At 71.4% G+C, this 25,191-nt stretch carries 19 protein-coding genes and 1 riboswitch; of the genes, 9 read left to right on the top strand and 10 right to left on the bottom strand.

Annotated elements, in window-relative coordinates:
• Window positions 1-1,436: gamma-glutamyltransferase family protein (locus tag ADX84_RS20740; protein ID WP_049578074.1), on the bottom strand; the 1,436-nt coding region annotated here is incomplete at its 3' end.
• 290 nt (window positions 1,437-1,726) lie between these two features.
• Window positions 1,727-3,151, bottom strand: coding sequence for a hypothetical protein (locus ADX84_RS20735; RefSeq protein ID WP_049578071.1), 1,425 nt, complete (start codon window positions 3,149-3,151; stop codon window positions 1,727-1,729).
• Window positions 3,152-3,465: 314 nt separating this feature from the next.
• Between ADX84_RS20735 and ADX84_RS20730 the strand changes: the two genes are divergently transcribed.
• Together ADX84_RS20730 and ADX84_RS20725 are read left to right on the top strand one after the other, a co-directional pair.
• A complete protein-coding gene (locus ADX84_RS20730; RefSeq protein WP_049578069.1) occupies window positions 3,466-4,434 on the top strand; it encodes a glycerophosphodiester phosphodiesterase family protein in 969 nt (322 codons plus the stop codon).
• Between the two features lie 154 nt (window positions 4,435-4,588).
• Complete coding sequence (locus tag ADX84_RS20725; RefSeq protein WP_049578067.1) at window positions 4,589-5,827, top strand: alanine racemase; 1,239 nt, start codon at window positions 4,589-4,591, stop codon at window positions 5,825-5,827.
• Window positions 5,828-5,880: 53 nt separating this feature from the next.
• Here the strand turns inward: ADX84_RS20725 and ADX84_RS20720 are convergent, their stop codons facing one another.
• Entirely contained in the window at window positions 5,881-7,518 is a 1,638-nt protein-coding gene (locus ADX84_RS20720) for a beta-N-acetylhexosaminidase (RefSeq protein ID WP_049578065.1), read from the bottom strand.
• Between the two features lie 434 nt (window positions 7,519-7,952).
• Between ADX84_RS20720 and ADX84_RS20715 the strand changes: the two genes are divergently transcribed.
• From ADX84_RS20715 to ADX84_RS20705, 3 genes are all read left to right on the top strand, one after another.
• Window positions 7,953-8,855, top strand: coding sequence for a DMT family transporter (locus ADX84_RS20715; RefSeq protein ID WP_199776653.1), 903 nt, complete (start codon window positions 7,953-7,955; stop codon window positions 8,853-8,855).
• Window positions 8,856-8,871: 16 nt separating this feature from the next.
• The gene (locus ADX84_RS20710) at window positions 8,872-10,101 is read left to right on the top strand and encodes a glycosyltransferase (protein ID WP_049578063.1); all 1,230 of its coding nucleotides are present in this window, start codon (window positions 8,872-8,874) and stop codon (window positions 10,099-10,101) included.
• Window positions 10,102-10,211: 110 nt separating this feature from the next.
• Window positions 10,212-10,541: a hypothetical protein gene (locus tag ADX84_RS20705; RefSeq protein ID WP_049578062.1), complete on the top strand. Its 330-nt coding sequence runs from the start codon at window positions 10,212-10,214 to the stop codon at window positions 10,539-10,541.
• Window positions 10,542-10,638: 97 nt separating this feature from the next.
• On the opposite strand, the gene ADX84_RS20700 is transcribed toward ADX84_RS20705, so the two are convergent.
• Window positions 10,639-11,589: a LysR family transcriptional regulator gene (locus ADX84_RS20700; RefSeq protein WP_049578061.1), complete on the bottom strand. Its 951-nt coding sequence runs from the start codon at window positions 11,587-11,589 to the stop codon at window positions 10,639-10,641.
• A 147-nt stretch (window positions 11,590-11,736) separates the two neighbouring features.
• On the opposite strand from ADX84_RS20700, the gene ADX84_RS20695 reads away from it, so the two are divergent.
• A complete protein-coding gene (locus ADX84_RS20695; RefSeq protein ID WP_049578060.1) occupies window positions 11,737-13,080 on the top strand; it encodes a pyridoxal phosphate-dependent aminotransferase in 1,344 nt (447 codons plus the stop codon).
• A 120-nt stretch (window positions 13,081-13,200) separates the two neighbouring features.
• Here ADX84_RS20695 and ADX84_RS20690 read toward each other — a convergent pair whose 3' ends face one another.
• Window positions 13,201-14,385: a glycosyltransferase family 1 protein gene (locus ADX84_RS20690; RefSeq protein WP_049578059.1), complete on the bottom strand. Its 1,185-nt coding sequence runs from the start codon at window positions 14,383-14,385 to the stop codon at window positions 13,201-13,203.
• 225 nt (window positions 14,386-14,610) lie between these two features.
• Here ADX84_RS20690 and ADX84_RS20685 point away from each other — a divergent pair, with 225 nt between their 5' ends.
• Complete coding sequence (locus tag ADX84_RS20685; RefSeq protein WP_049578081.1) at window positions 14,611-14,883, top strand: DUF6457 domain-containing protein; 273 nt, start codon at window positions 14,611-14,613, stop codon at window positions 14,881-14,883.
• Window positions 14,884-15,102: 219 nt separating this feature from the next.
• Window positions 15,103-16,548: a sodium:alanine symporter family protein gene (locus ADX84_RS20680; RefSeq protein WP_049578057.1), complete on the top strand. Its 1,446-nt coding sequence runs from the start codon at window positions 15,103-15,105 to the stop codon at window positions 16,546-16,548.
• A gap of 91 nt (window positions 16,549-16,639) precedes the next feature.
• Here ADX84_RS20680 and thiD read toward each other — a convergent pair whose 3' ends face one another.
• The 3 genes from thiD to ADX84_RS20665 form a co-directional block, all read right to left on the bottom strand.
• Window positions 16,640-17,443 (bottom strand): bifunctional hydroxymethylpyrimidine kinase/phosphomethylpyrimidine kinase, encoded by an 804-nt coding sequence (gene thiD, locus ADX84_RS20675; protein ID WP_049578055.1) that lies wholly within the window; start codon window positions 17,441-17,443, stop codon window positions 16,640-16,642.
• Window positions 17,432-17,532: riboswitch (TPP riboswitch) on the bottom strand. It overlaps the preceding gene by 12 nt.
• A gap of 88 nt (window positions 17,533-17,620) precedes the next feature.
• A complete protein-coding gene (locus tag ADX84_RS20670) occupies window positions 17,621-18,550 on the bottom strand; it encodes a DUF368 domain-containing protein (protein ID WP_049578078.1) in 930 nt (309 codons plus the stop codon).
• A 355-nt stretch (window positions 18,551-18,905) separates the two neighbouring features.
• The gene (locus ADX84_RS20665; RefSeq protein ID WP_082206665.1) at window positions 18,906-20,606 is read right to left on the bottom strand and encodes an acyl-CoA synthetase; all 1,701 of its coding nucleotides are present in this window, start codon (window positions 20,604-20,606) and stop codon (window positions 18,906-18,908) included.
• Between the two features lie 376 nt (window positions 20,607-20,982).
• Here ADX84_RS20665 and rocD point away from each other — a divergent pair, with 376 nt between their 5' ends.
• A complete protein-coding gene (rocD, locus tag ADX84_RS20660) occupies window positions 20,983-22,257 on the top strand; it encodes an ornithine--oxo-acid transaminase (RefSeq protein WP_049578049.1) in 1,275 nt (424 codons plus the stop codon).
• 102 nt (window positions 22,258-22,359) lie between these two features.
• On the opposite strand, the gene ADX84_RS20655 is transcribed toward rocD, so the two are convergent.
• Both ADX84_RS20655 and ADX84_RS20650 read right to left on the bottom strand, forming a co-directional pair.
• Window positions 22,360-23,799: an SGNH/GDSL hydrolase family protein gene (locus tag ADX84_RS20655; protein ID WP_049578048.1), complete on the bottom strand. Its 1,440-nt coding sequence runs from the start codon at window positions 23,797-23,799 to the stop codon at window positions 22,360-22,362.
• A gap of 75 nt (window positions 23,800-23,874) precedes the next feature.
• On the bottom strand, window positions 23,875-25,128 hold the full coding sequence (locus tag ADX84_RS20650) for an 8-amino-7-oxononanoate synthase (RefSeq protein ID WP_049578046.1): 1,254 nt from the start codon (window positions 25,126-25,128) through the stop codon (window positions 23,875-23,877).
• Window positions 25,129-25,191: the final 63 nt, after the last annotated feature.

The following is a 25,191-nucleotide window of genomic DNA, read 5'->3' as shown; positions in this document are numbered from 1 at the left end:
TATAAGGGACAGGTGGGGGAGAGGGTGGTGCGGGGGCGGCGGCGCGGTGAGAGCGCGTTGGGCGAGGCCGGGTCGAGCCAGAACATCTGCGCCCGGGTGCCGAGCGGGAACCCGAGTTCCGGGATGAGCGGCGAGCTGCTGAACCAACCGCCGCTGGGGGTCGCGGAGACCATGTTGCCGTCGGCGTCCACCACGTCCACGTGGCAGGTGTCGCCGCGCAGGTCGGCGGGGGTCTGTCCGGCGGCGTCGCGCACGGTGGGCTCACCGGTGGTGCGGTCGCCCGGCGTCTGCCCGGGCAGGTACACCGGTGCCTCGAAGGGGACGCGGCCCCCCGGCGCTCCGGGGCGCGGCTCCAGGTTGGCGCGCTCCCCGTCGATCCCCCGCACGCGTTCGGCGGCGTAGTCGGAGCTGAGGAGTTCCTTGAGCGGGACGTCGGTGAAGACCGGGTCGCCGTACCAACCCTCACGGTCGGCGAAGGCGAGTTTGGCGATCTCGGTGCTCCGGTGCACGAAGTCCGCGCTCACACCCCGGCGCGCGTCGGTGCCGACCCCTGCGGCCTCGGCCATGCGCAGCTGCTGGAGCATGACGGGCCCCTGCCCCCAGGGTCCGGTCTTGTGCACGGTGTGGGAGCCGTAGGGGGTGCTGACGGTGTCCTCGTAGGTGGCGCTCCAGTCGGCCATGTCCTGCGCGCTCAGCAGGGCTTGCTCGGGCTCGCCGTGACTGTTGGGGACAGGACCGGCGAGGAAGGCGCCGATCGCCTCCGCGACGAAGCCCCGGTACCAGGAGCGGCGCGCCGCCTCGACCTGGGCCTCGCGGTCGCCGCCCGCCGCCTCGGACTCGGCGACCACACGTCTGTACGTGGCGGCGAGCGCCGGGTTGCGCAGCCGTGTTCCGGCGGCCGGGGCGGTGCCGTGCGGCAGGTAGACGGAGGCCGAGCCCGCCCAGTGCCGGGAGAACACCGGGGTGAGCGCTTCGAGGGCGGTGGCGATCCGGCCCAGGACGGGGTAGCCGCGCTCGGCCAGACCGATGGCGTGGTCCAGGACCTCGCGGACGGACACGGTGCCGTGGTCGCGCAGCAGTTGCATCCAGGCGTCGAAGGCGCCGGGGACGGTGGCGGCGAGGACACCGCTGCCGGGCACGCGGTCCAGGCCCAGGCCCTCGAAGGCCCCGATGGTGGCGTCGGCGGGGGAGACGCCCTGACCGCACAGTACGCGCGGGGACCCGCCCCGGGCCTGGAAGATGACGGGAACCTCGCCGCCGGGGCCGTTCAGGTGGGGTTCGACGACCTGGAGGGTGAAGCCCGCCGCGACCGCCGCGTCGAAGGCGTTGCCACCGCGTTCCAGGACGGACATGCCGGTGGCACTGGCCAGCCAGTGGGTGGAGGCGACCATCCCGAAGTCGCCGCGGAGCTGGGGTCGGGTGGTGAATCCGGACATGTGCGCTGTCCTCCTGCGGACGGGGGAGGGCGGGTTCGCCGCCCGTCTGGGGTGTCGCTCCGGGGCGGAGGACGGGGCGCCGACCGGGTCTCGGTGGAACCGGCCGAACGTGGGTGACGGTACAGCATGGGATGGACCGGGATGTCGGATGATCAGGGGTTCGGGACCTTGGTTGTCGGTCGCGGCCAAGCGGGTGTGGGCAACCCGGGTCCGGGCATGACCGAAGCCCGGCCGCGACCACGTTCGGTGCCGCGACCGGGCTTCGGTCATCGCAGGTCAGGCAGTGAGGTTCAGGAATTCTCCACCGGAATGGACCACGGCAGGGAGTCCCACAGTTCGGCCCATTCCTCGGCGCCCACCGGGTCCGTCACCGGCTGGACCTCGGCGGCCTCACCGCTGGTCCTGCGGACCTCGTCCATCGAGCTGGACACGCTCTCGTTGGCCTCACGGACGAGCTCGGCGATGATTCCGGAGACCTCCGCGACGGCGTCCTCGACCTCGCTGCGCTCCAGTCCGAGCTGGTTGGCGCAGTCGTTGGTGGCGGCCACCTTGTCGTCCTCGTGGCCGTAGTACCAGACCGTGGCCAGCAGACGGTCGCGCTCGGCGTCGCCGAGGTCGGCACCGGACAGCGCCCGCTCGACGAACTCGCCGCTGGTCCGGGTCATCCGGGCGGGGTCGAGCTGGGTCTCGCCGGAGCCGAAGTCGACGAAGTGCCCGGTCAGGCAGGTCCTGACCTCACGCGAGGACGCGTTCTCGGGGAGGTTCTGGTCCTGGGGCGCGGTCCCCTCCTGGGCCGGGGTGGCCTCGTCGGCCGTGTTCTCCGTGGCGGGAGCCTCCTCGGCGGGGGCCTCCTCCTGGACCGGAGCCTGTTCCACGGGAGCCTCCTCGACCGGGGTGAGCTCGTCGAGTTCGGCGCCGTCGACCACCTCCTCGTCCACGGGAGCCTCCTCAGCGGGTGCTTCCTCGGCCGGAACCTGGTCGACCGGGACCTCCTCGACCAGGGCTTCCTCAACCGGGGCTTCCTCGGTCGGGGCCTCCTCGACCGGCTCCGCGGGGGCTGCCTCGGCCACCTCGTCGGCGGCGTCCTCGGCCGGGGCGCTCTCCTCGGCCGCGACCACGTCGGCATCCTCGGCCGTCGGCTCCTCGGCCCCGGACTCCTGTGGGGCCGACTCCTCGATGACGGCCTCGGCCAGCCTCACCAGCTCCGCGCTCTCCCAGCGCTCCGGCTGGAGGTGAGTGGCCACCGCCACGCCCGGCCGCTCCACCCAGAACAGGTCGCCGGTCTCCTCGGACAGGTACGCGCCGTGCTCGAAGGCCCCGCCGGGCGCCACCTCCTCCAGGGAGCTCTCGGAGAGGTGGCTGTAGCGGCTCTCGCGCAGGTCCTCGAGATCCTGGAGGCGTTCGGAGCGAAGCACCGCGACCCGTCCGTACAGCTGGTCCGGGCCCTGCACCCACGAGATCTGGGACTGACGGTTGCCCACGCGGTCGGTCGTGGACGTGGCGTTGATGCCGTACCGCTCCAGACCGGCGGGCAGGTAGGTGATCTCGAACCCGTCGATGCCGTACGTGGACACCCCCTGTCTCACGACCGGCCAGCTGAGCGTGGGCGCGTCCGCGTCGTTCGCGGCCGCGGGTCCGGAGAGGCCGACCAGCCCCGTCGTCGAGATCGCGGCGGCACTGAAGAGCGCGACCCACCTCGTGTGGTGCTTGCGCATGAAGGTTCCTTCCCATCGACTACTACTCGTGATGTTCTCAGGACCCTGGGTGATTACTGAGGGGGCTTACAGTCAAAAATCGGACATGAAGCGATCAATTGCCTACATAGGGTGAGATTGATGAGTGGGGTTCCGCGTTGCCCGAAGGGCGCGCCGCCACCAGAAGATGGGCGTCGGATCACCGGCTGCTCCGCGTATGGTCACCGTCCGGTCACCAAGCGCACTCACCCTGAGGTAGCAGTCGGCCAGTCCACGCGTACTTGGGAGGCCCGGTGCACCAGCGCATCGGATTCGTAGTCGGAGCCGTATCACTCATGTTGGCCATGGGATCGAGCCCAGCGCTCGCCGTCCCCGCGGCCGCGACCGCCGAGGCGGTCACGGTCACCAAGGCCGCCACAGCGCAGCGGGTGAGCCCCGGCGCCAGTGTTCTTCCGTCCCAGCCGTCACAGTCCCGCCCCCTCATCGCCGTCGCCCACCGAGGTGCTTCCGGACACGCACCCGAGAACACCATCGCTGCGATCGACGCGGCCCACCGTCTCGGTGCGGAGACCGTGGAGGTGGACGTCCAGCTCACGTCCGACGACCAGCTGGTCCTCATGCACGACACCCGCCTCGACCGCACCACCAACGTGGCCAAGGTCTTCCCGAACCGCGCGCCCTACGACGTCGGCGACTTCACGCTCGCGGAGATCCGGCGCCTCGACGCCGGCTCGTCCTTCGACGGCTCGTTCGCCGGAGAGCGCGTTCCGCAACTCGGCCAGGCCCTGAACCGCCTGGAGCGGCACGGTATGAACCTGCTCCTGGAGGTCAAGGAGCCAGCCCTGTACCCGGGCATCGAGAACCGGATCTCCGACGAACTCGCACGGCACCCGCACTGGCTGCTGCCCAACGCGCCCGACCAGCCGTCCCGGATCGTGGTGCAGAGCTTCGACTGGGAGTTCACGGAGCGCTCCAAGAAGCTCCTGCCCTCCCTGCCGCACGCGCTGCTCGGCAAGGTTCCGGAGTCGCGGATCGCCGAGTTCGACTGGGCGCACATGATCAACCCGAACCACACCACCATCGACGCGGCCTACGTCCGACGTGTGCACGACGCGGGCATGGAGATCATGCCCTACACGATCAACGACCCCAGCGTGATGGGGCGGGTCCTGGCGATGGGCGTGGACGGCTTCATCACGGACTACCCGGACCGGGGCCAGAAGGCCATCGAGGACTTCCTCGCCGGGTCGGGCGGGACCAGGGAGGAAGAGGCCGAGCCGGTCGGAGCGCCGGTAGCCGACTGACGTCCGGTCCCGACACCGACGGACCCGCCCGGCACGCGCCGGGCGGGTCCCGCCGTCTTGGCGCTCGTCAACCCCGCCCCGGAGGGATGTGCCCCGGCACCCCAGGGTGGGATGATCGGTCGCGAACCCACCCGAAGAGGAAGCGGAGGCCACTGTGAGCGACCGGCTGTGCATTCCCCAGGAACACGTCGACTGGCGCACCAAGGGCCTGTGGTGGCCGGGCGAACCCGTCACCCTGGCCGAGTTCGCCGCACGCGGGGACCACCTGTTCACCGGCCCCTTCACCTGGCCGCTCATGGTGCTGCGCGCCTCCGCCCTGGACCGCAACATCGCCGCGCTGGCCGAGTTCACGCGCCGCCACGGACTCCTGTTCGCCCCCCACGGCAAGACCGCGATGTCCCCCGTGCTCACCCAGCGCCAGCTCGACGCGGGCGCCTGGGGGATCACCGCCGCCACCGCCAACCAGGTCCTGGACTTCCGCCGGTTCGGGGTGGAGCGCGTCCTCATGGCCAACGAGCTGCTCGACCCCCGGGTCCTGAGCTGGGCGGCGGCCGAGCAGGACGCCGACCCGGACTTCGAGTTCCTCTTCTACGTCGACTCCTCCGAGGGGGTCGAACTGGCGGCCCAAGCGGTGGGGAGCGACGGCGGCCGACCCTTGCGGGTGATGGTGGAGCGCGGCACGCCCGGAGGCCGGACGGGTTGCCGCACGCGCGACGCGGTGCTGGAGATCGCGCGGCAGGTCGTGCGGGCCCCGGGTCTGGAACTGGCCGGAGTGGCGGGGTACGAGGGTTCGCTGAGCGACGCGGAGGGAGTGCGGGGTTTCCTGCGCGACCTCCTCGGTGACGCCGCCTCCCTGACCGCCGAACACGGCTTGGAGAGCCCGGTCCTGTCGGTGGGCGGCAGCGCGTGGTTCGACGTGGTCGCCGAGGAGATCGGCGGCCGCGAGGACGTCACGCCGATCCTGCGCAGCGGGGCCTACGTCGCCCACGACGACGGCCTGTACCGGCGGACCACGCCGTACAACCGCCTGCCCGAGGGCGGCGACGCCCTGTCCGGGGCCCTGGAGCTGTGGGCGCAGGTCACCTCCACCCCGGAGGAGGGGCGGGCGATCGCCGGGATGGGCCGCCGCGAGGCCAACTCCGACCAGGGCTTCCCGGTCCCGCGCGTCCTGCGCCGGGGTGACGGTTCGGTGGTCCGTGCCGAGGGGGTCGAGGTCACCAACCTCAACGACCACCACGCCTACCTGGACGTGCCCGAGGAACTGGGGGTGCGCCCCGGGGACCTGGTGTCCTTCGGCATCTCCCACCCGTGCACGGCCTTCGACCGCTGGAAGGTCATCCCGGTGGTCGACGACGAGTACCGCGTGGTCGACGCCGTCGCCACGTACTTCTGACACCGGGCCGTCGGGGCCGGTTCGGCGCGGAACCGGCCCCGACGGTGGGGTGGCTAGGCTCCGGCGTGACCCTGCTCCGGGGCCTCCTGGCCGGGCTGGTAGCCCCAGCCGTACAGACCCGGGCGGGTGTGCCAGGGGCGCGGGCCGTCGAGGGGCCGGTACTCCACACCCGCCGCGTCGAGCCTGCGGAGGTGGTGCCGCAGACGCGGCTCGAACTCGGCGAAGTCGCGGTCCCCCTCGGTCCACACCTTCTCCGCGAAGGCGGTCAGGCGGGGGAAGACCATGTAGTCGAGCCTGCGGGCGTTGTCGATGTGCTCGCTCCACAGGTTCACCTGGCCACCGAGGACGTGCCGGGCCTCCTCCTCGGACAGGTCCGCCGGGACCGGGTCGCCCGCGTACACGTCCTCCAGACGCAGGAGCGTGCCCACCGGCACCGGCTCGTCCGGCCGCTCGGACTGCTTGTAGTCCAGGTAGGAGGTGGCGGTGGGAGCCATGATCACGTCGTGGCCCGCGCGGGCCGCGGCGATGCCGCCCTCCTCGCCGCGCCACGACATCACCGTGGCGCCCGGCGCGAGTCCGCCTTCCAGGATCTCGTCCCAGCCCAGCAGGCGTCGGCCGCGCTGGGTGAGGTGGTCGTCGAGCTGGCGGATGAACCAGCTCTGGAGCTCGTCCTCGTCGGCCAGGCCCTCGTCCCTGATCCGCTGCTGGGCGGAGGCGCTGTTCTTCCACTGGGTCTTGGGGACCTCGTCCCCGCCCACGTGGACGTAGGTGCTGGGGAACAGCTCGATGAGCTCGTCGAAGACGTTCTTGTAGAACTCCAGGACGTTGTCGGTGACCCCGAGGATCTCCTCGAAGATGCCCCACTGGGTGCCGACGGGGATCTCGCCGACCTCGCCGAGCTCGGGGTAGGCGTGGATGGCCGCCTGCGAGTGGCCCGGGACGTCGATCTCCGGGACCACCGCGACGTGTCGGGCGTCGGCGTAGGCGACGATCTCGCGGATGTCGTCCTGGGTGAGGAACCCGCCGTGCGGGCGGTTGTCGAACGTCGCGGGCTTGGTTGCGCCCAGCTGGCTCTCGGTGCGCCAGGAGGCCACCTCGGTCAGCTTCGGGTAGCGGCGGATCTCGACCCGCCAGCCCTGGTCGTCGGTCAGGTGCAGGTGCAGCACGTTGAGCTTGTGCAGCGCGAGCAGGTCGATGAAACGCAGGATCTCGCGCTTGGGCTGGAAGTGGCGGGCGATGTCGAGCATCGCGCCACGCCACTGGAAGCGCGGGGCGTCGGTGATGCTCACCGCGGGCAGCCGCCACTCGGCGCCGCCCAGGGCCGTGGTGCGGTAGGCGTCGGTTGGCAGCAGTTGGCGCAGGGTCTGCACACCGTAGAACACCCCGGCGGGCTCGTTGCCCACCACGATCGCGCCCTCTGAGTCGATGATCAGGCGGTAACCCTCCCGACCGAGTCCCGCGCCCGGGTCGACGCTCAGCCGGATCTGGGCGTCCTCCTCGTCGCCGGTGGCCAGGGGAAGACCGGTGGCCGCGCCGAGTTCGCGCTGGAGCCAGGAGAGCGTGCCCTGGGCGGCGTGGTCCGCGGAGACCCGGGTGGCGGAGGTCAGGGTGAGCCCACCGGAACCGTCGGTGGTCAGCTCCCGGGGACGGGGAAGCAGGGAAAGGGGATCGGGGTGGGGATTCTCAGGCACGCGGCACTGCTCCTGTCCGGTCTAGACCAATACCCGGACATAGTGTCACGTCCCGCAACGGCGGCACAGGGGCCCGGGCAATCGGTCCGCGCGGCTTCGGCTATTCGCGCCACCCAATACCCACTCTTGACCCGCTAGGACTCTTAACCCCCCGGCTTTTGCGGGACGGGTAGGGGAGGAGAACGGGTTCCGGACGGTGCCGAAACCGGGGGAGTGACACACGCGCGTGACGGGTGCGTGCCCGTCCCCGAGAGGTGGGGACGACACTACGAGAAAGACGGGGGGTGGCGTTATCGCCGGAGCACGCCGTCCCTCCGTACTGTTTTGCCCGTGCCCGGTTTCCAGGGAGTCGCGGGTGAGTACCGAGTGACGGGGGATGCGGTGATGCGCGCAACGCCGGAGACGGGTTCGGCCTCCAAGGGGTGGTGCGCCTGATGCCCTGGCACGTACTCATGGCCGTGGCCGGGGCCTTCGCCCTGGCCCTCGGCTCGGCCCTGCAGGAACGCGACGCCGTGCGCGCCCCCGGGCAGAGGGTCGCGCGGGCGGGCTTCCTCCTGCACCTGCTGCGCCAACCCCGCTGGCTCCTCGGTAGCGGGGCGGTCGTTCTGGGGGCCTCCCTCCACCTGCTCGCCCTCAGCGGGGCGCCGCTCACCATCATCCAGCCGATCGGTGTCACCGGTTTGCTGTTCGCCATCGTGCTGTCCGCCGTGTTCAACCGGCAGCGGGTCCGCGTCGCGCAGATCCTGGCCGGGATCGCCGTGATGGTCGGCCTGGTGGGCGTGCTGATGACCTTCCCGCACGGTTCCGAACAGCCGGTCATGTCCACCGAGACCGCCCTCTGGCTGTCCGGCGGCATGATCGCCGCCGGGGGACTGGTGTTCGTGACCGCGCACTGGCTGCCCAGCGGCCTGCGCGCCCTTCTGCTCGCGGCGGCGGGCGGCGCGGCGCTCGGCACGACCTCGGGCCTGGCACGCGTGATCACCTCCAACGCGGTGGCGGACCCGGTCAACCTCCTCAGCTGGCTCACCGTCATGGCCGTCACCACCGCGGTCTTCGGCGCTCTCCTGCTCCAGAACGCCTACCGGACCGGGCACTTCGCCGCCGCCTACGCGACCCTGCTGATCGCCGACCCGGTGGTCGGTGTCGGGATCGGCGCGATCCTGCTCGGCGAGGGCGCTCCGGACACCCCGATCGAACAGATCGGGGCGGTGCTCTTCGCCCTGCTCGCCTTCGCGGGGACGGTCACCCTGGCCCGGTCCCGCCACCGCAACCCCGAGGCGGACGAGGCGCCGGGCGACACCGGGACCTCCTCCACCTCCAGCAGCCGCACTCGTTGAAACAGGGAGTTCCCAGATGGCACAGTCGAACCGTCCACTGCGCGTCCTGATCGCCTCGGACACCTACCCGCCCGACGTCAATGGCGCCGGCTACTTCACGTACCGCCTGGCGGAGGGCCTGGCCGACCGCGGGCACCGTGTGCACGTGGTGTGCCCCTCCGAACACGGCGACCCCCACGTCACCGTCAACGGGAAGGTCACCGAGCACCGTCTGCGCTCGGCACCGATCCCCTTCCAGACCTCCATGCGGGCGGCGGTTCCCCTGGGCATGGGAGGACACATATCGCGCCTCCTGTGGCGGCTGGACCCCGACGTCGTCCACGCGCAGAGCCACTTCACCCTCAGCCGCTCGGCCCTGCGCCGGGGGCGGTCGGCGGGCATCCCCGTCGTGCTGACCAACCACTTCATGCCGGACAACCTGTACGCGCACGCCCATGTGCCGCGACCGATGCAGCGCGCGGCCGGCTCCCTGGCCTGGCGGGACATGCTCCGGGTGGCGGCGGAGGCCGACCACGTGACCACCCCGACACCCCGCGCCGCCGAACTCCTGCGGGAGCGCGGGTTCGCGCGCGGGATCGAGGCGATCTCCTGCGGGATCGACCTCGACCGCTTCCATCCCCGGGCCCGGGACCGCGCGGCGGCCAGGGACAGGTTCGGCCTGCTCGACAGGGACACCGTGGTCTTCGTGGGGCGGCTGGACGAGGAGAAGCGGATCGACGACACGATCCGGGCACTGGCCCTGACCACGTCCGAGCGGGACGCCCAGCTTGTGCTGGCCGGGACCGGACAGCGTGAGGGGGAGCTGCGCGCGCTCGCCGCCCAGCTGGGCGTGGCGGACCGGGTGTACTTCCTGGGGTTCGTCCCGGACGAGGAACTGCCGCTGGTCTACGCGGCGGCGGACGTGTTCGCCATCGCGAGCGTGGCGGAGCTCCAGAGCATCGCGACCCTGGAGGCCATGTCCACGGGCCTGCCGGTGGTGGCCGCGGACGCGATGGCGCTGCCGCACCTGGTGGAGGAGGGGCGCAACGGATTCCTGTTCCCGCCGGGTAACCACGTGCACCTGGCTGACCGTCTGCTGTCGGTGCTCGGCTCGGATCTGCGGCGCGAGGAGTTGGGGCGGGCCAGCAGGGAGATCGCCCTGGAGCACGACCACCACCGGTCGTTGGAGCGGTTCGAGGCCGCCTACCGGCGGCTCCAGGGGAGGGGCCAGGGCGACGCGAAGTCCGAGCGGGTCATGGTGGCCTAGCCCGGAGGGTCGTGTCCAGGGAGCCAACCCCAAAAGTCCACTTTGAACACTTTCTGCATTCTTTGCGTAGCGATCGGTGATCTTGGGCCGCCACAGGAAAGACCAGAACTGTGTGGTTCGAAGGCATCAGCGGACAGGCCGGCCCCAGCCGGATCGCCAGGGGTGGAAACGTCACTGAGGGTCTCAACGATCGGCTGTCCAGTGCCGAACGTGAGGCGGGTTTCCACGAGCGCGACATGTCGTCGTTCGAGAGAGAACGCATCGACCTGGAGCACCGGGTGAACCGGATGGAGGCCGAGCTGGACTCCCTGCGCAAAAGAAGACTGGAAGCCTACGCGCGCTGGTGGAACGCCCGCGACGACCGTGACCGAGCTCGCCACGTCTGTCGCAAGCTCCGCCGCAGGATCGACAAGGCGCGCAGACGGAGCAGCGATCCGTGACCGGTGCCCCCGTGGGCCACCGGAAGCGACCGAGAGAACATCGAACACGGCCCGTCCCCTGAGGGGGCGGGCCGTGTGTCCGCCCGCGGGGCCTTCGTCACCGTGGGCCCTGGACGCGCGGGAAGACCGGGCTGAGCTCACGTTCCACGCTGCGCGCGGCCTCCCGCAGCGCCGACAGGGTCACTTGGACGGCCGGGCGCCGCAGCGAGGCCGGGCGCAGCACCGCGTACACGTGCCGCTCCGGTGAGGAGGGGAACCGCCGGTACACCAGGCCCGCCGGTGCGCCCACCATGGCCAGAGCCGGGACCGCCGCGATCCCGATCCCCCTGGAGACCAGACTGAGGATCGTGCCCAGTCCCTCGAACTCCCATGTCGCCGCTGGCAACCCGCCGACCTCGGCGAACAGCTTCTCCGTGCCGTGGCGCGAACGCTCACCCTCCGGCGCCACGATCCACGACTCGCTGAGCATCTGGTCCAGCACCAGCGGGACCTCCGGGTCGGCCAGTCGGTGGCCCTCCGGGACCGCCAGCACCATCGGGTCCCGCAACAGGTGCACGTGGCGCAGGCCGCTGTCCGGCCCACGGCCCGGGTGCTGTCCCGACCAGTCGTCGACCAGGGCGACGTCCACCTCGCGCGAGCGGACCTTCTGGGTGCCGGTGGCCAGCAGGGTCTGCCGCAGCACCAGCTGCATGCCCTGGTACTCGCGCAGGGGTGGGGCCAGCAACGGCGCGAAGGCCACGGCGGCGGTCGGGAAGGCCGTCACCGTCACCACGCCCAGGGCGATGTTCGACTGCTCGGCCAGCACCGACTCGGCGGCCTCGACCAGGGCCAGGATCTCCTCGGCCTGGTTGACCAGCAACTGCCCGGCGTCGGTCAGCTCGGCGCCGCGCGGGGACCGGTCCAGGAGAGCCACCCCCGTCTCGCGCTCGAGTGTGGCGAGCTGCTGGGACACCGCGGAAGGCGTGTATCCCAGGGCGTGCGCGGTCGCGGCGATGGTGCCGCGCGTGCTGAACTCCCGGAGGAGCTGGAGTCGTCTAAGGTCAAGCATTAGGTCATCTTATGCTCAGCATCGAAAAGACTCGCTTGTACTGATGGCGTGAGCTGGGCAGGCTGTTGGGTGAGAGGCCACCAGCTGGACGAGAGCCCAGCTCAACCGGTGGTCAGCGCCTAACGAAAAGCCGGAGATGAGTCATCCATGACCGTCACTGTGTCCGCCACCCTCGCCGTGAACGAAGCCCTCAACGACAAACGCCGCCAGGGGGTGCGCGTGCTTCCGCTCGGGTTCGGTGAGGCCGGTCTGCCGGTGCACCCGGTCATGCGGGACCAGCTCACGGCGAGCAACTCGGCCAACTCCTACGGGCCCGTCGCCGGTTCCAGCGAACTGCGCGAGGCCGCCGCCGGTTACTGGAACCGTCGGGGCCTGCCCACGGACCCCGACCTGGTGATCGCGGGCCCGGGCAGCAAGCCGCTGCTCTACAGCCTGCTCCTGGAGATCGGCGGGGACACCGCCATCGCCGCTCCGAGCTGGGTCAGCTACGCCGCGCAGAGCCGACTCGTGGGCCAGCGCCCCGTGATGGTGCCGACCGCCACCGGCCAGGGCGGGGTACCCCAGCCGGATCTGCTGCACGCGGCCGTCACCGACGCCCGTGAGCAGGGACGCACCGTCAACGCGGTGATCGTCACCATCCCGGACAACCCGACCGGCACCGTCGCCGAGGCCGACACCGTGCGTCGACTCGCCGAGGTCGCCCGCGAACTCGACCTCGTGATCATCTCCGACGAGATCTACCGCGACCTCGTCCACGTGGACGAACGGGGCCAGGACCGCGCCGACGTCCACAGCCCCGCCGAGTACGCCCCCGAGCGCACCGTCATCTCCACCGGTCTCAGCAAGAACCTGGCCCTCGGCGGCTGGCGGATCGGCGTCCTGCGCCTGCCCGACTCCGAGATCGGCCACCGTCTGCGCGGCGGCCTCCTGGGCGTGGCCAGCGAGATCTGGTCCAGCCCGGCCGCGCCCGTCCAGCAGGCGGCCGCGCACGCCTTCGCCGAGCCCGCCGAGCTGCGTGACCACGTGGACCGCAGCCGCCGCCTGCACGGCATCGTGGCCCGCGCCGTCGCCGACGTCTTCACCGGAGCCGGGGCCCTCGTCTCGCCGCCCAGGGCCGCCTTCTACCTCTACCCGGACTTCGAGCCGGTCCGCGAGCGGCTGTCCGCCCTGCACGGGGTGACCACCGGTCCGGAGCTGACCGGGCTCCTCCTGGAGCAGCACGGCATGGGCGTGCTGCCCGCCGTCGAGTTCGGCGAGAGCCCCGCCGCGCTGCGGATGCGGGTGGCCACCAGCCTCCTGTACGGGGACACCGAGGACAAACGGTACGCGGCGCTGTCCGCGGAGAACCCGCTCGCCCTGCCGTGGATCCGGGCCCACCTGGACCGGCTCACCGAGGTCCTCGGGTCGGTGCTGTCCGAACCGGGCAGCGGTGCCCAGGCGCCCAGCACGGTGATCCCGGTACCGATGGCGGTCGCCCAGCCGGTCCACTGACCGGGCGTCCGCACCCAGATCGTGCCCGCCTCTCTTATACGGGGTGAGGCGGTCACCACCAACGGGACCCTCCCTATCTCTCCCAGGGAGGGTCCCGTTCCGCCTTCTCCGGCACGGTGGTCAGGCGTTTCCCACCTTCACGCGGTCGCGGCGGGCGGCCAGCTCGTGGCTCGGAGCGATCACCGCGCGGTAGTGGCCCACCAGTTCCTCGTTGACCGACCGCCACGTGCGGTGCGCCACCGAGGTCCGGGCCACGGCCGCCATCCGGGCCCGCACCTCGCGGTTGTGCGCCAACCTGCCCACGGCCACGCGCAGCTCACGGACCGAGTCCGGCCCGTACAACAGCCCGTTGTGCCCGTTGGCCACCAGGTCCACGGGGCCGCCCACAGCCGGGGCGACCACCGGTACGCCTGAGGCCAGCGCCTCCTGCACGGCCTGGCAGAAGGTCTCGTCCGCGCCCGTGTGCACGAACACGTCCAGGGACGCGTACAGCCGTGACAGGTCCGCCCCGGTCCGCTGCCCGGTGAACACGGCGTCCGGCAGCAGACGGCGCAGCCGGGCGCGGTCCGGGCCGTCCCCGACCACCACCAGCCGCATCCCCCGCAGCCTCGCCAGGTGGCCCAACAGGTGCACCCGCTTGTCCCGGGACAGACGGCCCACGTACCCCACGATCGCCTCCCCGCCGGGGGCCAGCCTCCGGCGCAGCTCCTCGGACCGGTGGTCGGGGGAGAAACGCACCGTGTCCACGCCCCGCCGCCACAGGTCCAGCCGGGGGAACCCCCGGCCGGAGAGTGCCTCCATGGTCGATGAGGAGGGCACCAGCGTGCGGTCCACAGCCGAGTGGACCCGGTGGAGCAGGGGCCACAGCGCCCGGGCACCGGGCAGGCCGTGACGTCCGGCGAACCCGGGCAGGTCGGTCTGGAACGCCGCCACGGTCGGTAGTGCCCACCTGCGGGCCACGTCCACCGCCGTCGCCCCGAAGAGCGCGGGCGAGGCCAGGTGCAGCACGTCGGGCGCGAACGCGCTGATCGCCGCGGTCATGGTCCGCCGGACGGGCAGGCCCATGGGGAAGTCGCGGTACACGGGCAGGGGCAGCGCGGGCGTCCGCACCACTGGGAAGCCCGCGTACGTCGTGGGACCGTGCCCGGGGGCCAGCACGAGCGCCTGGTGGCCCTCGGCGGCCAGGTGCTCGCTGATCCGGCACACGGAGTTGGTGACCCCGTTGACCTGCGGGAGGAAGGACTCGGTCACGATGGCCACCCGCAGGGGAGGGCGGGGGACGGTGGGCGGGGGTGTGGGGGACATGCGGGGCTCCCAACGCCGATGTGTCACGCCGAGTGGTGGCTGCCTCCGACGCTAGGGTCGGGGAGTGAACCCGGGCCGCCGGGCGGGAGAACCCCGCCCGAAGGGCCGACACGGGTTGGCCGATCAGGTGATGACGCCGTCCGCACGGTCGACTGACCGACGGGTGACCCCGCCATGGCCGTGATCGCCGAACCCGACCGAACCGACACCCCAAGGAGCCGTGTGGTGACACTCGTGGAATGGGCCGAGCTGGTCCGCGCAGAACTCGACCTCGCGGGAACCGATCCCCTTGAGAAGGCCGACGTCGACCGGATCCTCGACCTCGCGCGCGACGCCGCGCACTCCGTGGCCCGACCGGCGGCCCCGCTCACGACCTACCTGCTCGGTGTGGCCGTGGGGCAGGGGGCGGACCCCGACGCCGCGGCCGCCGTGCTCAGCCGGCTCGCCCTGGCTCAGGCCGAGGCCGAGGGCGAGGACGGGGGAGGGGGCCAGGGGTAACGGTTGCCCCCTGTGACTGACGCGGTCGGAGGGTCGAGTGTGCGTTCATGAGTCGTAACGCGCATTCTGACCTCACGTGATTTGTTTGTTACGCGTCAGTGCCATTCTTTCCCGATACCGAGTAGTGCCCACCGATTCCAACGTGTTTCCGAGGGCCCTGGTTCCCCCATCACCGCTGGTTCCCCCTACCCCATGCAATCACCGAAAGAGAGGTCCTCAGTGGACCACCTCCTAGAGATGGCCGGCGTCCTGTCGGAGATCATCTGGGGACCGTACGTCCTCATTCCCCTGTTGCTCCTGACCGGTGTCTTCCTGACCGTCAGGTTGAGACTGCTCCAGTTCACCAAGCTCGGCCACGCGCTCTGGCTCGCCTTGGTCCGGCGGAAGGAGGACCACGACCAGGCCGAGGGCGACATCTCGCACTACCAGGCGCTCAGCACGGCCCTGGCGGCCACCGTCGGCGTCGGCAACATCGCCGGTGTCGGTCTGGCCATCGGGATCGGCGGCCCGGGCGCCCTGTTCTGGATGTGGGTCACCGGCCTCGTGGGCATGGCCACCAAGTACAGCGAGGCGCTCCTGGGGGTCAAGTACCGGACCAGGGACGAGAAGGGCGAGCAGGCCGGCGGCCCGATGTACTACCTCCGCCACGGTCTGCCCGGCGGCCTCGGCGTCTTCCTCGGCGGGGCCTTCGCGGTCTTCGGCGCCATCGCCGCCTTCGGCATCGGCAACGGCACCCAGGCGGAGGCCGTCTCCAGCTCCATCAACAACATCACCGGCATCGACCCCCGCATCATCGGTGTCGTCCTGATGGTCCTCGTCGCCATCGTCATCCTCGGCGGCATCAAGAGCATCGGCCGGTTCGCCTCCGCGATCGTGCCGTTCATGATCATCGGGTTCATCTTCATGAACCTGTTGGTCCTGATGATCAACTGGGACCAGCTGCTCCCCGCCTTCCAGCTCGTCTTCACCGACGCGTTCACCGGGACCTCCGCCGCGGGCGGATTCGCGGGTGCCGCGCTTATGCTGGTCATCCGCACCGGTGTCGCCCGGGGCATCTTCTCCAACGAGTCCGGTCTGGGCACCGGCGCCATCGCCGCCGCCTCGGCCAAGACCACCCAGCCGGTCCGGCAGGCCATGGTGTCGATGACGCAGACCTTCATCGACACGATCATCATGGTCACCCTGACCGCCCTGATGATCATCACCTCCGGCCTGTGGAACGCCCCCGAGAGCGCCGGGTACGACCCGGACAACAAGGGTGTCCTGCTCACCTCCGGTTCGATGGAGCAGGGCCTGGGCCAGCTCAGCCCGGCCCTGGGCTCCTTCGGCGTGGTCTTCATCGCCTGCGCGGTGGCGATCTTCGCGTACACGACCATCCTCGGCTGGTCGTACTACGGTGAACGCTGCATGGTGTACCTGGCCAAGGGCAAGCGCTTCCTGGTCCTGCCCTACCGTCTGGTCTTCATCGCGGTCGTCTACGTCGGCGCGACCGCCAGCATCGAGTCGGTCTGGCTGTTCAGCGACATCGCCAACGGTCTGATGGCGCTGCCCAACCTGGTGGGTCTGATCCTGCTCTCGCCGGTGGTGGTCGCGGAGACACGGAAGTTCTTCGGCCACCCCGAGTGGCGGAACCCGGACGTGATCATGGACGACGTCAACAAGTAGTCCGCGCTCGGCCGGGGGACGGGTCCCCGGGCCGACGACAAGGGGGGACCGGCCGCAACGGCCGGTCCCCCCTTCGCGTGGCGCCGGTCCGCTACCACCAGGCGTGGAAGTGGTGCACAGGCCCCTGGCCGCCGCCGGCGTCGATCTCGTCGGCGCGGCGTAGGGCCTCGGTCAGGTAGGCCTTGGCGTCGGCCACGGCGGCCACCGCGTCCGGACGCTGGGGGAGCAGGGCGGCGATCGAGGAGGAGAGGGTGCAGCCGGTGCCGTGGGTGTTGCGGGTGGCCACGCGGTCGGACCGGAACTCCACCGGCTCCGAGACCCCGTCGACCAGCAGGTCGACGCTCTCCTCGCCGGGCAGGTGGCCGCCCTTGAGCAGGACGCGGCGCGGACCGAGTTCGAGGAGGCGTTCGGCTTGCCCGCGCATCTCCTTCAGGCTGGTGGCCTCGGTCTCGCCGAGCAGGTCGGCGGCCTCGGGAAGGTTGGGGGTGAGAAGGTCGGCGCGCGGCAGCAGGACGGTGCGCAGCGCCTCGATCGCCGACCTCTCCAGGAGGCGGTCACCGCTCTTGGCCACCATCACGGGATCCACGACCACGTTCGGCAGTTCGTAGCGGTCCACGGCGGCCGCGACGGCCTCGGTGACCTCGGACGTGGACAGCATCCCCACCTTGACCGCGTGCACGGTCGCGTCGGTGAACAGGGTGTCCATCTGGTCGGTGACGAAGGACGCGGGGACACCGTGTACCCCGGTGACCCCGCGTGTGGACTGGGCGGTCAACGCCGTCACCACGGTCATCCCGAAGACCCCGTGGGCGGAGAACGACTTCAGGTCGGCCTGGACACCGGCACCCCCGCTGGGATCGCTTCCGGCGATGGACACGACGTTGTACGCGCTCATTGGCGTTCCTTCGCTAGTACGAACTAGGGCAGGTTCGACGGGTGTGCTCTCAGCCGGGAGGAGTCTCTCCGGCACCCCGCGCCACCGGGGCCTCGCGGCCCCGGCATCACTGTTGGTTTGTGGTGTTTCCGACTGTAGTGGACGGTCCGCCGGGGCGGACCGTCCCTCCGCGCGCGGTCAGACGGTGACGTTGTGGTGGTGGGTCTCCACCCGCGCCTGCTGGGCGTGCTTGCGCTGCTCCCAGATGATCATGCCGACGACCACCACGAAGCCGCCGACGGCGAAGGCGATCGTCACGGGGACGTCGGTCATCGGAAGCAGGTCGCGGTTCTCGTCCTGCCACGGCCACAGCGCACGCAGCGAACCGGCCATCAGACCGGTGAGCACCACGAGGGTGATGTGGTGGTGGTTCTCCAGCAGGAACTGGAGCACCTTCACGAACAGGGCCAGGCCGGTGATCATGCCGAGCACGAAGACCGTGATGTAGGGCAGGTCGGCCCCGCGCAGGGCGGCCATGGTCGGCTCGTACAGGCCCAGGGTCAGCAGGATGAACGAGCCCGACAGGCCCGGCAGCACCAGGGCGCAGATCGCCACGGCCGCGGCGAAGAAGACGATCACCGGGTGGGTGGGCAGGTTGGCGCCGGGCAGTCCGGTGAGCAGGAAGGCGAGCACGGCGAAGACGAGGGCGACCCCGTAGTGCCAGGCCTTCCACTTCTTGCCCGCACCGGTGTAGGGGATCCACAGGCAGGCCAGGACCAGGCCGAAGAACAGCGCGTAGGCGTACTGCTCGTAGACCTCCACCAGCGGGGCGAGGAAGATGGCGGCCAGGATGAGTGCGACGCCCATGCCGATGAGGGCGGGGACGAGGACGCTCCAGTCCACCTGGCGGAACTGCTCCTGGGCCCGCTCCTTGCCACGCCCCCGGGGCACGTCCGTGACGTAGCGCTTGATGCCGCTGACCACGTGGCCCGCGCCACCGATCAGCTTGTCGTAGAGGCCGACCATCAGTGCGACCGTGCCGCCGCTGATGCCGGGCAGAGCCTCGGAGGTGCCGACGGCCCCGCCGCGCACCGCGTTGAAGATGTAGGAGCCTACTGACTTGGCCATGTTGTCGGGCGCGGGCCCGGGAGCTTCCCGGGAGGGGGCGCCGTCCTCCGTCCTGATGGGGCCACCGGTCGCGCGTGAGCGCTCGACCGGCGGGGTCAAAGGGGTGCTTGTACCGCGCGGGTCGCGGGGACGACCTCCACCGGTCCGATGTCCGGCCGCGCGGATGTTTGCCGCCCGGGCCGTGCGATGGGGGAGGAGCGCCGTCAGGCCCCGGGCCGGGCAGCGCCAATTCTAGCGGCGCCGGACGGGGTGAAGGCGTCCGAGCGCCCCGAGAACCGGGGTTTTGGCCAGGTATCAGCCCGCACGGTCCTTAGTCCGAAAACAGATCGTGACGAAGGGGCCGCGGAGCACGGCATCAGTTCCGGAGCGAACCGGACAGGTGCGAGCTCGGAACGGCGGGCGCGGACGGGTCCTCACCGGCCACCGAAGCGGCCCAGCGATAGTCCTGTTTGCCCACCGCCGTGCGCCGCACACGGTCCACGAAGTGCACGGTCCGGGGCACCTTGAACCCGGCCAGACGCACCCGGCAGTGCGCCCGCAGCGCACCCTCGTCCGGGGCGGAACCGGAGGCCAGGGACACCAGCGCCGTCACCCTCTGCCCGAGTCGCTCGTCCGGGGCGGGTACCACGATCACGTCCTCCACCGAGGGGTGCGCCTTCAGCACGGCCTCCACCTCCTCGGGGTAGACCTTCTCCCCGGCGGTGTTGATCACCACGCTGCCCCTGCCCAACAGCATGATGGAACCGTCGCCTGCCCGCGTGCCGTAGTCACCCGACAGTGCCCAGCGACGCCCCTCACCGTCCGTGGGGAACGTGCGCGCGGTGGCGATCGGATCGTTGTAGTAGCCCAGCGGGATCCGGCCGGTCCGGGCGATCCGACCGACCTCGACCGACCCGGGCGGAAGCGGCCGCAGGGCGCCGTCGAGCACGGCGATGCTCCCACCCATGGTGAAACTGCGCCGGTCGGTGGAGTCCGCCACGCTCGTGTGCTCGTCGGGGGCGGTGGCCGAACCGCACACACCCGTCTCCGATCCGCCGTAGGCGTCGGCCAGGGCGACGTCCTCGCGCCAGGCCCGCCACAGCCCGCGCACCGAGGGGGTGAGCGGGGTTCCGCCGGAGCGCACCGAAGTGAGGTCGGGACACAGGTCCGGCTCGGTGAGCAGGTGCCTTGCCAGAGGTCGGGCCATCGCGTCGCCCACCAGCTGAACGGCGTGCACGCCCTCGCGGTGCGCCAGCTCCAGCACGCGGTCCGCGCGGAAACTGCGGTCCGTGGACAGCACCACGCTCTTGCCGCACAGCAGCATGCTCAGCGCGTTCCACTGCCCGGCCGCGTGCATGAGCGGACCCAGCACGAGCATGCGCAGAGGGAAGCAGCGCGCGGCGCGTCCGGCAACGTCCAGAGGGGTCCCGGCGCGGGGGGCTCCCGGTTCGCGCCGCTCCACGGCGGCGCGGAAGACGTCCGCCTGGCGCCACAGGACGCCCTTGGGGTAGCCGGTGGTGCCCCCGGTGTACAGCAGGTAGTGGTCGTCACCACTGGTCTCGGGCAGCTCCACCGCGCCGTGCTCGGAGTCGGGGCCGTGCGCGGCGAGCGCCTCCTCGTAGTCCGCGCCGTCCAGCGACGCGTCGCGCTCCGCGCCGTCCTCCAGCAGGAGCACGTGCCGAAGGCGCGGCAGGTCGGAGCGGACCGCCGCCACAGTCGTGGCCAGGGAGTCCTCGGCGATCAGCGCCACCGCGTGCGAGTCCGAGAGCACGTGCCGGAGCTCGCCCGCCACGTACCGGTAGTTGACGTTCACCGGCACCGCGCCCGCGCGCAGCACGCCCAGGAACGACTCCACCCACTCCGCGCGGTTGAACGACAGGATCGCGACGTTCTCCCCGGGGCGCACACCGGTGGTGACCAGGTGCCGGGCCAGCCGGGTGGAACGGTCGAGCAGGGCGCGGTAGGTGAGGCGGCGGGGTCCGGCGACCAGCGCGACCCGGTCCGGGACGGCGTCGGTCACCGCCGTCATGAGGTTGGCAAGGGAGAAGGGGGTGTCCGGGGACGCGTGTTGGGGCACGTCTGATGACCTCCCTGACGTTCGTGAACGGCCGTCCTCGGCGCGGGGCGCTCGTGGCGGCTGTGGCTGGTTACGAGCGAACGTACCCGTCGGGGCCTCACCCGATCGCCGTCGGGGCTGTGTACCGCGTCACCTGCGTAACCGTCCCCCGTCACCCCCGGAGCGGACCCCGCCCGGCCGCTCCCGCTCAGTGGGGGTGTCGGCCCGGGAGGCCCCGGGGTTTCGGGCCCGGGCGCCGACCGGTGATCTTCACCACCCCTTGTGGGCTCACCGGATCATCTGCTCAACTCTTGGAGATCCCGCCATGGGGCTCTACAGGGCCCCACGGTGGGTATCTAGTGTCTGACATCGGTCGATGGTGATCGGAGCGGCTTAGATGACCACCCAGAATCTGGGACAGCAGGACTCCGCCGGAAACCCCGGCGGACAGGGACTCTCCAGCGCGGACCACATCGAACTCGCACAGACGAGGTCCGCACACAACTACTCACCCCTGCCCGTCGTGATCGCCGAGGGCCGAGGCGCCTGGGTGACCGACGTGGAGGGCAGGCGTTACCTCGACTGTCTGGCCGGCTACTCGGCCATGAACTTCGGCCACCACAACCCGGATCTCCTGGCGGCGGCGCACGCCCAGCTCGACAGGGTGACGCTGACCAGCAGGGCCTTCTACAACGACCAGTTCGGCCCGTGGGTGAGCGCCCTCGCCGACATGGTCGGCAAGGAGAAGGTCCTGCCGATGAACACCGGTGCCGAGGCGGTGGAGACCGGCATCAAGGTGGCCCGCAAGTGGGGCTACGAGGTCAAGGGCGTCCCGGAGAACCAGGCGACCATCGTCGTGGCCGGGGCCAACTTCCACGGCCGCACCACCACGATCATCTCGTTCTCCTCCGACTCCGAGGCGAAGACGGGTTTCGGCCCCTACACGCCGGGCTTCCGTTCAGTGGCCTACGGGGACGCCCGGGCCGTCGAGGACGCCATCGACGAGACCACGGTGGCGGTGCTCATCGAACCGGTGCAGGGCGAGGCGGGCGTGATCGTGCCGCCCCCCGACTACCTGCCCCGCATCCGTGAGATCTGCGACGCCAACCGGGTGCTGTTCATCGCCGACGAGGTCCAGTCGGGACTCGGGCGCACGGGCACGATCCGAGCCTGCGAGCACACCGGTGTCGTCCCGGACGCCTACCTGTTCGGCAAGGCGCTCGGCGGTGGAGTCCTGCCGGTGTCGGCCATGGTCGCGGACGAGGACGTCCTCGGCGTCATCCAGCCCGGGCAGCACGGGAGCACCTTCGGTGGGAACCCGCTCGCCGGGGCGGTGGGCCAGACGGTCGTCCGGATGCTGACCGAGGGTCCCTACCTGGAGAACGCCAGGAAGCTGGGCGAGGTGCTCCGGCGCAGGCTGAAGGGGTTCGTCGGCGAGGGTGTGGTGTCGGCGCGCAGCATCGGCCTGTGGGCGGGCGTGGACGTCGACCCCGCGCTGGCCTCGGGCAAGGAACTGTGCAAGCGGCTCGCCGAACACGGTGTGCTGGTGAAGGACACCCACGGTTCGACGGTGCGGATGTCCCCGCCGCTGGTGATCAGCGAGGACGACCTCAACTGGGGGCTGGACCGGTTCGGCGAGGTCCTCGCCGAGCTCAGGGCGGAGCGGCGGTAGCAGCGGCCGTTCCCCCGCCCGTGTGAGGGTGGAACGGCGGGGCCCCGCCCCGGAACGCTCCGGGGGGGGGCACCGCCGCGTTCGGCCAGCGTCGGTCGAGGGTCAGGAACCGGCCCCGGCCTCGGCGGCACCGTTGCCGTCCCCCTCGCCGTCGTTCGCCTCGGCCTCGTTCGCCTCGGCCTCGTCGGTGTCGGGGACGACGTTGACCGGGTCCAGGGGGCCGCCGAGTTCGGTGTGCAGGACGTCGGCGTCGACCCTGTCCAGGGTCTCCCGGGAGGCGTACAGCACGCGTTCGGGCCCCTCCTCGATCTGGAGCCGCACGCGTTCGGCGATGGAGCGCTGGCCCTGGGCCGTGGGGTGGAAGCTCGCCCGGTCCACGCGCAGGCCCTCACCCAGCTGGCCGAGGACGATCCCGTTGAGCCAGGCGTCGTCCTCGCTGACCTCGTGCCCCTTCAACGCGGTGAAGACGTTGACGAACTCGACGCTGCCCACCTGTCGCGACCCGTACACGTCGCCGTCCACCTGGTAGGCGGTGTCCCTGATCCGGTCGTTGAACCGCTGGGCCACCGAGTTCAGCCACAGCTGGTCGCTCTGCGAGAGCGTGTAGTACATGCCCGGCGGCTGCTCCGGGAAGAGTCGGGGATATCCCAGGACCAGCACGCGGGCGTCCGGGGCGCGGTCGCGGATCTGGCCGAGCACCTCGGTGAGGGTCTCCTCGAACGCGTCCATCCGCTCGATGACCTCGTCCTCCTGGTCCGTGCAGGCGGTCCGCTCCAACAACGGCATCCGCATGATGCAGGTGCGCAGGACGGGGATGAAACCGAGGTCGTTGCCGCCGATCCCGACCGTGACCAGCGAGGTGTGTTCGGTGACGCGTTCGAGCTGCGACTCGGGGGTGCCGACCTGGCTGAGCATGTCGGAGCCCTTGTGGCTGCTGCACGCGTAGAAGCCCAGCGCGCCGTCGAAGGAGAACTCCTCCTCGATGACCCTGGGGTAGGCGTGCTCGGAGCGCCAGCACTCGCCGGGTTCGGCCGTGCCCTCCTCGTACTCTCCGGCACCGTCGCCGGAGGAGTAGGAGTCGCCCAGGGAGACGTAGTTGCCCCAGAGCGCGGCCTCGTCCGGTTCCAACCGGACCCGCCAGTCCTCCTCCTCGTCCTCGGTGATGGGAGGCAGGGGTTCGCCGGGGCACACGCCGCTCGTGGTGTCGCACCACAGGCGCATGAGGGCGTCGCGGCTGGTGGGCACGGCCAGGACCGTCACCAGGGTCAGGACCAGGACGGACACGGTGACCAGGGTGACGCGGCGGCGACGACGGCGTCGGCGGTACCGGCCGCTCTCCTCGCTCTCGGTCGCCCCCGACCCGGCCGTCTCGGGGCCGGTCGACTCGGGATCGGTCGACTCGGGATCGGCCGCGGGGCCGACGCTCTCGGGCCCGGTCGACTCGGAGTCGGTCACGGGATCGCCGTGGGCAGGGGTCCTCGCGGGGTCCTCCGGGCCCTCCGGTTCCCGGGGCTCCCGGGGGTCACCATCACGCGCTGACACGATCTACTACCGCCTCCCAGAGTCGCGGGGCGAGTGGGGTGCGCTCGGCCGACACACCCTGATCCACAGGCCAGACTACCCGGGGCGGTTTGTCTCGATGACGTCGAGAACACGGCGGATACCGGTCTTGTCCAGGGTGGCGCGGGCGGTCAGACGCAGCCGGGACCGGCCGTCCGGGACCGACGGCGGCCGGAAGCAGCCCACTCGGACACCCGCCTCGTGGCAGGCCGTTCGCCAGGCCAGCGCTTCCTGTGGGGAGCGGGCCAGAACCGACACCACGGCCGCGTCCGGCTGGCTCACCTCCAGCCCGCGTTCGCGCAGGCCCTCGGCCAGTTCACGGGCACGGGCCCGCACGGTCCCGGCCCGCCAGGGCTCGGCGCGCAGCACGCGCAGGGCGGCCAGCGCCGCCCCCACCGAGGCGGGGGCCAGACCGGTGTCGAACACGAAGGTCCGCGCCGTCTCCACGAGGTGACGGATCACCCGTCGAGAACCCAGGACCGCGCCGCCCTGGGCGCCGAGCGACTTGGACAGGGTCACCGACACCACGACGTCGTCGGCCGCGCCCAGCGCCGTCCCGCCCACGGCGCCGCGTCCTCCCCGGCCGAGCACACCGAGCCCGTGGGCGTCGTCCAGCAGCAGCGCCGCCTGGTGACCGCGCGCCGCCTCCGCCAGGGCGGTGACGTCGGTGAGGTCGCCGTCCACGGAGAACACGGTGTCGCTGAGCAGCAGGCGCCGCCCCCGGCCCTCGGAGAGGAGTTCGGCGGCGTGGTCGGTGTCGCGGTGGCGGAAGACCGCGACGCGAGCCCCCGCCGCCCGTGCCAGCCGTGTGGCGTCGATGAGGGAGGCGTGGTTGTACTGGTCGCACACCACCAGCGGCGGTTCGACGTCGTCGGGGGCCGGGGCCACGAGCGACGCCACCATCGCGAGGTTGGCCGCGTACCCGGAGGAGAACACCAGGGCGGCCTCGGCCCCGTGGAACTCGGCCAGCTCGCGTTCCAGCTCCGCGTGGAGTTCGGTGTCGCCGGTGACCAGACGCGAACCCCCGGCGCCCGCGCCCCAGGTGTGGACGGCGTCGGCGGCGGCCGCCAGCACGGCGGGGTGCCGCATGAGCCCGAGGTAGTCGTTGCCCGCGAGGTCCAGCAGGTCGTCCGAAGAGGAGCGGGGCACCGTCCGACGGGTGAGCCCGGCGCTGGCCCGACGCTCGGCGGCGCGGTCCAACCAGGCCAGGGGGTGGCCCGCGGGCAGCGGCGCCGGGGCCGGACGCGGACTGGAGGCGCGCAGGGTCCAGGGGCGGCGCGTGGGGCGGGTGGCGGTGTCGAGGCGTTCCATGCGGAGGAGAGCTCCTCGGGGATCGGTGGTGGGTGCGGTGGCTGGTGCGGCTCCGGGCGTGAG

Origin of the sequence: Nocardiopsis sp. SBT366 (genome assembly GCF_001083815.1) — a bacterium.
GTDB classification, from domain to species: domain Bacteria; phylum Actinomycetota; class Actinomycetes; order Streptosporangiales; family Streptosporangiaceae; genus Nocardiopsis; species Nocardiopsis prasina.
This window is presented reverse-complemented; position numbering and strand designations above follow the sequence as displayed.

Coding starts and splice junctions, on each gene's coding strand:
- ADX84_RS20735 (WP_049578071.1), bottom strand. CDS start 3,151: ATGCGCAAGCACCACACGAGGTGGGTCGCGCTCTTCAGTGCCGCCGCG.
- ADX84_RS20700 (WP_049578061.1), bottom strand. CDS start 11,589: ATGCTTGACCTTAGACGACTCCAGCTCCTCCGGGAGTTCAGCACGCGC.
- ADX84_RS20710 (WP_049578063.1), top strand. CDS start 8,872: ATGGCACAGTCGAACCGTCCACTGCGCGTCCTGATCGCCTCGGACACC.
- ADX84_RS20650 (WP_049578046.1), bottom strand. CDS start 25,128: ATGGAACGCCTCGACACCGCCACCCGCCCCACGCGCCGCCCCTGGACC.
- rocD (WP_049578049.1), top strand. CDS start 20,983: ATGACCACCCAGAATCTGGGACAGCAGGACTCCGCCGGAAACCCCGGC.
- ADX84_RS20695 (WP_049578060.1), top strand. CDS start 11,737: ATGACCGTCACTGTGTCCGCCACCCTCGCCGTGAACGAAGCCCTCAAC.
- ADX84_RS20730 (WP_049578069.1), top strand. CDS start 3,466: ATGTTGGCCATGGGATCGAGCCCAGCGCTCGCCGTCCCCGCGGCCGCG.
- ADX84_RS20670 (WP_049578078.1), bottom strand. CDS start 18,550: ATGGCCAAGTCAGTAGGCTCCTACATCTTCAACGCGGTGCGCGGCGGG.
- ADX84_RS20690 (WP_049578059.1), bottom strand. CDS start 14,385: ATGTCCCCCACACCCCCGCCCACCGTCCCCCGCCCTCCCCTGCGGGTG.
- ADX84_RS20715 (WP_199776653.1), top strand. CDS start 7,953: ATGCCCTGGCACGTACTCATGGCCGTGGCCGGGGCCTTCGCCCTGGCC.
- thiD (WP_049578055.1), bottom strand. CDS start 17,443: ATGAGCGCGTACAACGTCGTGTCCATCGCCGGAAGCGATCCCAGCGGG.